This window comes from Dongia sp. P2_B8, assembly GCF_056404715.1.
In genome coordinates, this window is sequence record NZ_JBFUDM010000015.1 from 1 (window position 1) to 3,678 (window position 3,678).

At 62.9% G+C, this 3,678-nt stretch carries 1 protein-coding gene; it reads left to right on the plus strand.

Annotation, left to right across the window (positions count from 1 at the left end; all coding sequences use genetic code 11):
- Positions 1-3,678, plus strand: a 3,678-nt coding sequence (locus AC1DWZ_RS23930) for a DUF5801 repeats-in-toxin domain-containing protein (protein ID WP_477171477.1), incomplete at both ends; no start/stop codon positions are given.

Consider the following 3,678-nt stretch of genomic DNA (forward strand, 5'->3'; position numbering starts at 1 on the left):
GACACCTCGCCGGTGGTCATCAGCATCACGAAGCCGAACGCGGTTAACGAGGACGATCTGACGGGTGGCCGTGGCAATGACCAGGCGGCCAAGGAGATCGAGGATTTCCCGTCGCATGTGCTTGATGGGCTGAACGATGTGCCCGGTATCGGCAACGCCTATTGGGGGGGCCCACTTGAGACGGGCAATGATCCGTTCGACACCGATGATCATGAAGACGGTTCGCAGCTGCCGGGTCATTCGGACGACGTGAACGGCGTCGATCAGGACCTCGAGCCGACGACGGTGACGGCGGTCGTGTCCATCAATTTCTTTGGCGACACGCCGGGCCATCTCTCCTTCATCAACGGCGGCAATACGCCGATCATCGACCAGCTGACGGCGATGAACCTCACCTCGCACAGCAATGARCTGCAGTAYGTCATCCTGCCGGGCGCACCGGACACCAATCCCGATCCGAACATTGACAACAGCCATGGCGAAACGCTGGTCGCCTATTATGTCAATGGCGGCGGCGAAGGCGACGGATAYGCCACGGTGGTGTTTACCATCTCGATGCGCGAGTTCGAGAGCGGCGACGATTTCGATGTCGACTTCACCATTTACGGCGTGATCGACAACGTCCCCGGCACTCCCGACGCCGCCGGCGACATCTCGGACATCCTCGACATTGGKGTGCCGTTCTTYGTGGTCGATTCCGATGGTTCCGTGACGCCGGTGCCGGCTGATGCGCTGGTGTTCCAGGACGTCGACGATACGCCCTCGCTGGGGTCGCTCTGCTACCAGTGGGTCAATCTTGACGGCGAAGGCGAAGGTGGCCAGTGGGCGTGGGTCCCGGTCGAAGTCAAGCCGACGGACAGCGACATCGTCCATGACGAGACCGGTGGCGTGCAGTCCGGCGGCCAGCARTGGAATGACCCGGATTCCGACCAGGAAGCGCAGCCCGAGGACGACGTCAACCCGAACACCTATTCGTGGCTCCGTGACGAAGCGCTGAACGGMGCCGGCCTGCCCCTCGGCACGTCGCTGGTCGGCATGGCGCACAGCTACTTGACRGTGTCGTTCGGCGCCGATGGCCGTGCCTATGGCAATGTGGAAGCCGGCCAGACYGTCTTCACCGGYGACGCCGCCACCAATTCGCAGGCGTTCCAGATCTATATCGGGTCKGCCGATGCGCCGCTYGAGAGCGGCCTGACCAACTGGACCATCACGGAAAATGGCGTTGTCTTCGAGGTGCTTGCCGAGCAGACGGACGCCAACACGATCGTCGGCTACGCCCTGGTCGGCGAAGGTGACGCACAGACCCGCATCGAAGTGTTCGTGCTGCACGTTCAGCCGAACAATGGCGAGGTCGCCCTGCTGCAGCTGCACCAGATCAACCAGCCGGATCCGACCAATTCCGATGATTCGACGCCGGCACTGACCATCGATGGCCAGGACGTGAACTTCCGCGGCACGGATTATGACGGCGATCATGTGGATGCGCCGCTGACCGTGATCGTGCAGGATGACGGTCCGACCATCTGCAAGACCGAATATTGCAGCGAAGGCAGCTTCAAGCACGATAAGGGCTATGTCGACGAAGACTTCCTGACGGCGGGCACCAATGGCGTGCCGGGCCACCAGGACAGCGACACCAACCCGGACAATCTCAACAACCCGGCCAGCAATGGCGACGGCCCCGGCCATACCCATGTCACCGGCCAGATCATTGCCGATTTCGGCACGGACGGCCCGGGTGGCTTCAGCTTCAACGTGCTCGGCCTGACGGTCGGCGGCGCCGGCATCGACAGCGGTCTCAAGACGGCCGGCGGCGACGCGGTCTTCTACAAGCTGGTGGCGGCGGTCGATGGTGTCGAGCTGCAGGCCTATGACCCCAGCAATGGCGACAGCGCCGTCTTCACGGTCTTCCTGAACCACGAAACGGGTGCCTTCAGCTTCGATTTGCAGGCGGCGCTCTACCACAAGGACAATGACGGCACCGCCACCAACGACGCCGATGACGGCGACAATGGCACCGCCCGCTATGAAGACGACATCCTGATCCAGCTCGGCGTCAACGTCACCGACGCCGATGGCGACATCGCGCCGGCCACCTTGAAGTTCAAGGTCGATGACGATGCGCCGAAGCTGATCTGCGAGCCGCACACGACTTCGATCGAGAACGGCGAATGCCCGGTCTGCCAGACCGAAGTCAGCACGGCGCTGGCCGAGCAGGACGAGCAGTGCCTCTCGGAAGAGACCTGCATGGTCACCATCACCCCGGGTCAGCAGACCCCGGGCTGGCTGCACCTGGAGATCTCGGTCCTCGATGAAGAGGGCAACAATAACAACAACAATGGCACCCAGGATGCGCTGTTCCAGCAGAACGGCCTCGGCTATGGCGTGGTCAGCGGCGAAGATGGCGGCTCCGGCGGCCGTTTCGACGAGATCAACTATGACCACACCGCGAACGGCAATGCCGGCGGTTCGGAAACGCTGATCTTCAAGATCGGCACCGAGGCCTGCCCGCAGCTGGCGCTCTCGGCCACGGTCGAGCTGTCGCGCTTCTATTCCAATGAAGGCAATGTCGGCAACGAGCAGGGCCATTGGGAAGCGTGGAAGGGTGGCGTCAAGGTTGCCGAAGGCGACTTCACGGCGACCAACCTCAACGGCCAGTTCGGTCTGGCGATCCCGACCGTGTCGGGCGGCTTTGATGAGCTGCGCTTCACGGCGGCCCCCGGCACCGCGCTGCCGGGTGGCGGGTTCAGCGACGACAGCGATTATTACGTCCAGAACCTCAACCTGGAGATCAAGCCGACCCATCTCATCAACGGCGAGTTCAAATATTCCTTCGGCGCCGATGACGGCTCSGTTGCGCCGGACGGCGTCGCCATCGAGTTCACCGGTGGTGCCCTCACCCAGGGCGGCAAGCCGGTCGTKYTGATCGAAACCTACGATGCGCAGACCGGCAAGACGACGTTCTCGGCCTATGTCGATGGTGTTGACCAAGGCACCGAAGTGACCGCCGACGACCTGCCGGTRTTCASCCTGGTGCTCGACCCGAATGCCAGCGATGCCAACGGCGTCCACACGGCGACCTACACGTTCACCCAGTATGGTCCGCTCGACAATGATGGCGGCATGAGCGACCTGCCGTTCAAGGTCACGATCGAGGATCGCGACCATGACGCGATCACGACCACGATCGACGTCTGCGTCGATGACAGCGCGCCGGAAACCAGCAACGCCTGCGCCACGGTCTTCGAAAAGGGCCTCGACCAGCAGGGCAGCGCCAAGGACGGCACCGACGAAAACGCCAACAGCGAGTTCGCCCATGGCTTCCTGAACTTCTCCTATAACGGCGACGGCCCGGGCTCGATCACCTCGTTCGCCCTCACCAGCGGCCCGGTCCCGGGCGTGCTGGCGACGCTGGCAAATGGCGTCTGGACCATCGACGTGCCGCAGTTCAAGATCACCGTCGATGCGGTCACGGGCGAGTACAACTTCACGCTGAAGCAGAACTTCGCCCATGACGACACGGCCGATGACGGCTTCGACAACCGCGAGGGCGTCAACCCCACGGTCAATGTCGGCGACATCCTCAAGGAACTCGGCTTCTCCTACACCGTCGAAGACGGCGACCACACCCAGGCCAGCGGCGGCCTCACCGTCAAAGTCGTCGATGACGGGCCGATC